We start from the raw sequence: 5,624 nt of genomic DNA, 5'->3' as shown, positions 1-5,624 counted from the left end.
TTCTATTTTTGTTAAATGCTTTTACTAATTTGGTCAATTCCATCCATGCTTTTTACATGACCCTCTTTTAAAATGTATGAGAATAATGAAATAGAAATTTAGAATTGGAGTAGAAAATGCCTACAAATCGTAATAATGAGATGATGGTGTATTGTTCTTTCTGCGGAAAGAATCAGGACGAAGTCCAAAAAATCATCGCAGGCAACAATGCCTTTATCTGTAATGAATGTGTCGAATTAGCGCAGGAAATTATCCGAGAAGAATTAGCTGAAGAAGTCCTGGCTGATCTTTCTGAAGTACCAAAACCGCAAGAATTGCTCAATATTTTGAATCACTATGTGATTGGTCAAGATCGAGCGAAGCGAGCTTTGGCTGTTGCTGTTTACAACCACTACAAGCGGATTAATTTTCATGATAGCCGTGAAGAGGATGATGTGGAGCTGCAAAAATCCAATATCCTCATGATTGGTCCGACTGGATCTGGTAAAACCTTCCTGGCTCAGACCTTGGCACGCAGTCTCAATGTTCCTTTTGCTATCGCGGATGCGACAGCCTTGACTGAGGCTGGCTATGTCGGTGAAGACGTAGAGAATATCCTGCTCAAGCTCTTACAGGCGGCAGACTTTAATATTGAGCGGGCAGAACGTGGCATCATCTATGTGGATGAAATCGACAAAATTGCCAAGAAGAGCGAGAATGTTTCCATTACCCGTGATGTTTCAGGTGAAGGTGTTCAGCAAGCCTTGCTAAAGATTATCGAAGGAACAGTAGCCAGTGTGCCTCCTCAAGGTGGCCGCAAGCATCCGCAGCAAGAAATGATTCAAGTTGATACCAAGAATATTCTTTTCATTGTTGGCGGTGCTTTTGACGGTATCGAAGAAATTGTCAAACAACGTCTTGGTGAGAAGATTATCGGTTTTGGCCAAAATAATCGTGCCATTGACGAAGGTGGTTCCTATATGCAGGAAATCATTGCCGAAGATATCCAGAAATTTGGACTAATTCCTGAGCTGATTGGACGCTTGCCAGTATTTGCAGCTTTGGAGCAGTTGACTGTTGACGATTTAGTTCGAATTTTAAGTGAACCAAAGAATGCTCTTGTCAAGCAGTATCAAGCCCTTCTCTCTTATGATGATGTCAAATTGGAATTTGACGAGGATGCCCTACAAGAGATTGCAAATAAAGCGATCGAACGCAAAACAGGTGCCCGCGGACTCCGCTCAATCATCGAAGAAACCATGATGGACGTCATGTTTGAAGTTCCAAGTCAGGAAAATGTCAAACTGGTCCGTATTACCAAAGCAGCAGTAGATGGAACAGATAAGCCGATTCTGGAAACTGCCTAACGAGGTGCTTATGGAAATCAATACACACAATGCTGAGATTTTGCTGAGCGCAGCCAATAAATCACACTATCCTCAAGATAGTATTCCTGAAATTGCTCTGGCTGGTCGCTCCAATGTCGGAAAATCCAGCTTTATCAATACACTGCTTAACCGCAAAAATCTAGCTCGGACATCGGGAAAACCCGGTAAAACGCAATTGCTAAACTTTTTTGACATCGATGGCAAGTTGCGTTTTGTGGATGTACCTGGTTATGGCTATGCCAAAGTTTCCAAGAGTGAGCGGGCCAAGTGGGGCAAGATGATCGAGGAATATCTGACTAGCCGTGATAATCTGAGAGCGGTCGTGAGCCTAGTAGACCTGCGTCATGACCCTAGTGCAGATGATGTTCAGATGTACGAGTTTCTCAAATATTATGAAATTCCAGTCATCGTCGTAGCAACCAAGGCGGATAAGATTCCGCGCGGTAAGTGGAACAAATATGAAAGTGCTATCAAGAAAAAGCTGGACTTTGACAAGAATGATGATTTTATCATTTTTTCATCAGTCAATAAAGCTGGTTTGGATGAAGCTTGGGATGCTATTTTAGCGAAAATTTAAAAGAAGTCTGGTTCATTTTAGACCCAGATTTCTTTTTGCAAAATGTTACAAACTTGTAACTTTCCAATAGCACTTTTTAATCATATAATATGGTACAATAATGAAGTCTAGAAACAATAATTTAGGAGAAAATGATGAAAAAGAGAAGATTGTCTAAAAGAGGAAAAAAACTTCTTACTAATATCTTTGTGCTAGTTTCAGCCATTACTGTTGGTTTTGTTCTGGTAAACCGCATCAACCCAGCAAGTGCTTATGATGATAACGGACAACAGCCGATGAGTCAAACGGATTATTTCATTTCACAAATTGGTGAGCCAGCGAGACAGTTGGCACAAGACAATGATTTATATGCCTCTGTGATGATTGCTCAAGCTATTTTGGAGAGTGGATCTGGTCAATCAGGTTTATCTGATGCACCGCACTACAATCTATTTGGCATTAAAGGGCAATATGCAGGTCAGTCTGCAACGATGCAGACATGGGAAGATGATGGTCAGGGAAATGCTAGCGTTATCCATGATGAATTTCGTTCTTATCCTAGTTATGCGGAATCACTTCAAGATTATGCTTACGTTTTAAAACAAAATCATTTTGCTGGGGCTTGGAAGAGTAATGCTCCAACCTATCAAGATGCAACAGCTGCGCTGACTGGCGTCTACGCAACAGACAGTAGCTATAATCTGAAATTAAATGCTATTATTGAAAAATACGATTTAACTCGTTTTGACACTCCCAGTTTCCAATATGGATTTGATGGCATGGTTTACAACCCTTATCGACAACAATACACCTCACAAGAAGTTTTAGATGTCGATATTGCTTGGGCAAGTAAGTACAATTAATAGGATACTCATTTCTTAAAACGGAGTGAGACATACGGGAACAGCCTGACTCTGAATGAAATGAGTTGGGCTGTTTTATTTCACGAATATTGCTTGAATGAGCGGATTTCGATATAAATCAAGAGAAGGTACAGGGTTACATAACTTTATTTATCATCATCTTCGTCATCTAAAGTTTTAGGAGAAAGAAATGGGAAAATTTAAAAATTTACTTGAAAAGCAAGAAATGATTATCTTGGACGGAGCCTTGGGGACAGAGCTGGAAAGTCGGGGCTATGACGTTTCAGGCAAGCTCTGGTCAGCTAAGTATCTGTTAGATAAACCTCAGATTATTCAAGACTTGCATGAGGCTTATGTTCGGGCTGGCAGTGACATCATCACCACTTCTAGTTATCAGGCTAGTATTCCATCTTTTGTAGATGCAGGTCTAAATACGGAAAAAGCCTATGCCCTTCTCAAAGAGACGGTCTTTTTAGCGCAGACTGCTATCAAAAATGTCTGGCAGGGTTTATCGTTAGATGAGCAGAAGCAGCGCTCCTATCCTCTGGTGGCAGGCTCGGTAGGGCCTTATGCTGCTTATCTGGCTGACGGTTCAGAATACACGGGAAACTATCAGCTGAGTGAGGCAGAATTCCGTGATTTTCATCGTCCGCGTATCCAAGCTTTACTAGAAGCAGGAAGTGATTTGTTAGCTATTGAAACGATTCCAAATGGAGAAGAAGCGGCAGCGCTCCTCCGACTCTTAGCAGAAGAATTTCCGCAGGCGGAGGCCTATCTGTCCTTTACCGCTCAGACAGAATCAGCTATCTCAGATGGGACGCCTATCAAAGAAGTAGGAGCCTTGGCTCAATCTAGCCTGCAAGTGTTGGCGGTCGGTTTTAACTGTACAGCTCCGCATTTGATTGCTCCCTTATTAGAGAGACTTCGACAAGTGTGCGATAAACCTTTGTTGACCTATCCAAATTCTGGAGAAATTTATAATGGTGTGACCAATACTTGGCATGATAATTCTAAACAGGACAAGGACTTGCTGGAAAACAGCAAACTCTGGCGAGAGCAGGGAGTTCAGCTATTTGGCGGTTGTTGTCGAACACGGCCAGAAGATATCAAGCAGCTAGCTAGTAGTCTAAGAAATTGAAAATGTTGATTTTCAATTTCATTTTTAGAAAAACTTACAGAAAACGCTTTCGAAAAATAAAAGTTTGTGATATACTGTACATAGTTTAATTTAGAGGAGAAATTATAATGGTCGAATCGACATTTATTCCAAAACTAGAAGCAGCTTGTCGCAAGAAAGAAGGCTTGTTCGATACAAACAAGGGTAAGTATGCTGTCCGCTCTATCTTTGCGGGAGCTTTTCTAACCTTTAGTACAGGAGCAGGAGCTATTGCAGCAGATTTGACAAATAAGATTGTCCCAGGAACTGGACGCTTTCTCTTTCCCTTTATCTTCGCTTGGGGCTTGGCCTATATCGTCTTTCTAAATGCCGAGCTGGTGACATCCAATATGATGTTTCTGACAGCTGGTACTTTCCTAAAGAAGATTGATTGGAAAAAAGCGCTGATTATTTTGTTCTATTGTACCTTCTTTAACCTGATTGGGGCTCTGATTGCTGGTTGGCTCTTTGCCAATTCGGCGGCTTATGCAGGACTTAGCAAGGACAGTTTCATTGCTGGTGTTGTGCAGATGAAGCTTGCTCGTTCTAATGAACTTGTTTTACTTGAGGGCATATTGGCCAATGTCTTTGTTAATATTGCTATTCTTTCCTTTGTCTTAGTCAAGGATAGTACAGCCAAGCTTTTCTTGGTTATTTCAGCCATTTATATGTTTGTATTCTTAACCAACGAACACTTGGCAGCCAACTTTGCTTCTTTTGCTATCGTTAAGTTTAGCTCAGCTGCATCAGAGGTGGCAAATTTTGGCATCGGAAATATCCTGCGTCACTGGGCTGTGACCTTCGTAGGGAACTTGATTGGTGGTGGTCTTCTGATCGGTCTGCCATACGCTTGGTTCAATAAAAAAGAAGAACATTATGTAGATTAATCTGCAGCTTGGTGTTGCAATAATTCTATAAAAAATATTTTAAAAAGATTGCACAAAAGACTTGCAATCTTTTTTTATCTGTGCTATCATTATTAACGGTTTGAAAAAACTGCCTAAGACAGTAGGGGAGCTTGACTCATAAAGATCCTACCGAGGACAAAACGTATCATGTAAAAGAAGCGTATTGTACTTTCGTGTCTAGGTTTGGGCGCGTTTTTCTTTTGGAAAAATTCCCCAAGCAAAATAATTACGGAGGTGAAACACTAAATGAGTGAAGCAATTATTGCTAAAAAAGCGGAATTAGTTGACGTAGTAGCTGAAAAGATGAAAGCTGCCGCATCAATCGTCGTTGTTGACGCTCGTGGTTTGACAGTTGATCAAGATACCGTTCTTCGTCGTGAGCTTCGTGGAAGCGAAGTTGAGTACAAAGTAATCAAAAACTCAATCTTACGTCGTGCAGCTGAAAAAGCTGGACTTGAAGATCTTGCATCAGTATTTGTTGGACCATCTGCAGTAGCATTTTCTAACGAAGATGTTATCGCACCAGCGAAAATCTTGAACGATTTTTCTAAGAACGCAGATGCACTTGAAATTAAAGGTGGTGCTATCGAAGGCGCTGTCGCATCAAAAGAAGAGATTATTGCACTTGCAACTCTTCCAAACCGCGAAGGACTTCTTTCTATGCTCCTTTCTGTACTTCAAGCGCCAGTTCGCAACGTTGCACTTGCTGTCAAAGCAGTTGCAGAAAGCAAAGAAGACGCAGCTTAATCTTAAGCTACGCAGCGTAGCCTAGCT

The 5,624-nt window shown here is 41.3% G+C and carries 6 protein-coding genes and 1 other annotated feature; all 6 genes read left to right on the top strand.

The features are described from left to right. The first annotated feature begins 116 nt into the window (after positions 1 to 116). The 6 genes from clpX to rplJ all read left to right on the top strand — a co-directional run bounded on the left by clpX (position 117) and on the right by rplJ (position 5,597). A complete protein-coding gene (gene clpX / locus STRDD04_RS03165; RefSeq protein WP_037617718.1) occupies positions 117 to 1,346 on the top strand; it encodes an ATP-dependent Clp protease ATP-binding subunit ClpX in 1,230 nt (409 codons plus the stop codon). 10 nt (positions 1,347 to 1,356) lie between these two features. Next, entirely contained in the window at positions 1,357 to 1,944 is a 588-nt protein-coding gene (gene yihA / locus STRDD04_RS03160) for a ribosome biogenesis GTP-binding protein YihA/YsxC (protein ID WP_062199291.1), read from the top strand. 134 nt (positions 1,945 to 2,078) lie between these two features. Next, positions 2,079 to 2,786, top strand: a complete 708-nt coding sequence (locus STRDD04_RS03155) for a glucosaminidase domain-containing protein (protein WP_062199289.1) — start codon at positions 2,079 to 2,081, stop codon at positions 2,784 to 2,786. Between the two features lie 190 nt (positions 2,787 to 2,976). Next, positions 2,977 to 3,924, top strand: a complete 948-nt coding sequence (mmuM, locus tag STRDD04_RS03150) for a homocysteine S-methyltransferase (RefSeq protein WP_062199287.1) — start codon at positions 2,977 to 2,979, stop codon at positions 3,922 to 3,924. A gap of 107 nt (positions 3,925 to 4,031) precedes the next feature. Further along, positions 4,032 to 4,829, top strand: coding sequence for a formate/nitrite transporter family protein (locus STRDD04_RS03145; RefSeq protein WP_062199285.1), 798 nt, complete (start codon positions 4,032 to 4,034; stop codon positions 4,827 to 4,829). Between the two features lie 94 nt (positions 4,830 to 4,923). Next, positions 4,924 to 5,058 (top strand) — a sequence feature (ribosomal protein L10 leader region). 38 nt (positions 5,059 to 5,096) lie between these two features. Continuing rightward, positions 5,097 to 5,597, top strand: coding sequence for a 50S ribosomal protein L10 (rplJ, locus tag STRDD04_RS03140; RefSeq protein ID WP_062199283.1), 501 nt, complete (start codon positions 5,097 to 5,099; stop codon positions 5,595 to 5,597). Positions 5,598 to 5,624: the final 27 nt, after the last annotated feature.

Origin of the sequence: Streptococcus sp. DD04, from assembly GCF_001578725.1 — a bacterium.
Classification (GTDB): Bacteria; Bacillota; Bacilli; order Lactobacillales; family Streptococcaceae; genus Streptococcus; species Streptococcus sinensis.
The sequence above is the reverse complement of the archived record's forward strand: the minus strand, read 5'-3'. Positions and strand labels throughout refer to the sequence as shown.

Excerpts from the sequence above, each read along its gene's own strand:
- clpX (WP_037617718.1), top strand. The coding sequence starts at position 117 with ATGCCTACAAATCGTAATAATGAGATGATGGTGTATTGTTCTTTCTGC.
- yihA (WP_062199291.1), top strand. The coding sequence starts at position 1,357 with ATGGAAATCAATACACACAATGCTGAGATTTTGCTGAGCGCAGCCAAT.
- STRDD04_RS03155 (WP_062199289.1), top strand. The coding sequence starts at position 2,079 with ATGAAAAAGAGAAGATTGTCTAAAAGAGGAAAAAAACTTCTTACTAAT.
- mmuM (WP_062199287.1), top strand. The coding sequence starts at position 2,977 with ATGGGAAAATTTAAAAATTTACTTGAAAAGCAAGAAATGATTATCTTG.
- STRDD04_RS03145 (WP_062199285.1), top strand. The coding sequence starts at position 4,032 with ATGGTCGAATCGACATTTATTCCAAAACTAGAAGCAGCTTGTCGCAAG.
- rplJ (WP_062199283.1), top strand. The coding sequence starts at position 5,097 with ATGAGTGAAGCAATTATTGCTAAAAAAGCGGAATTAGTTGACGTAGTA.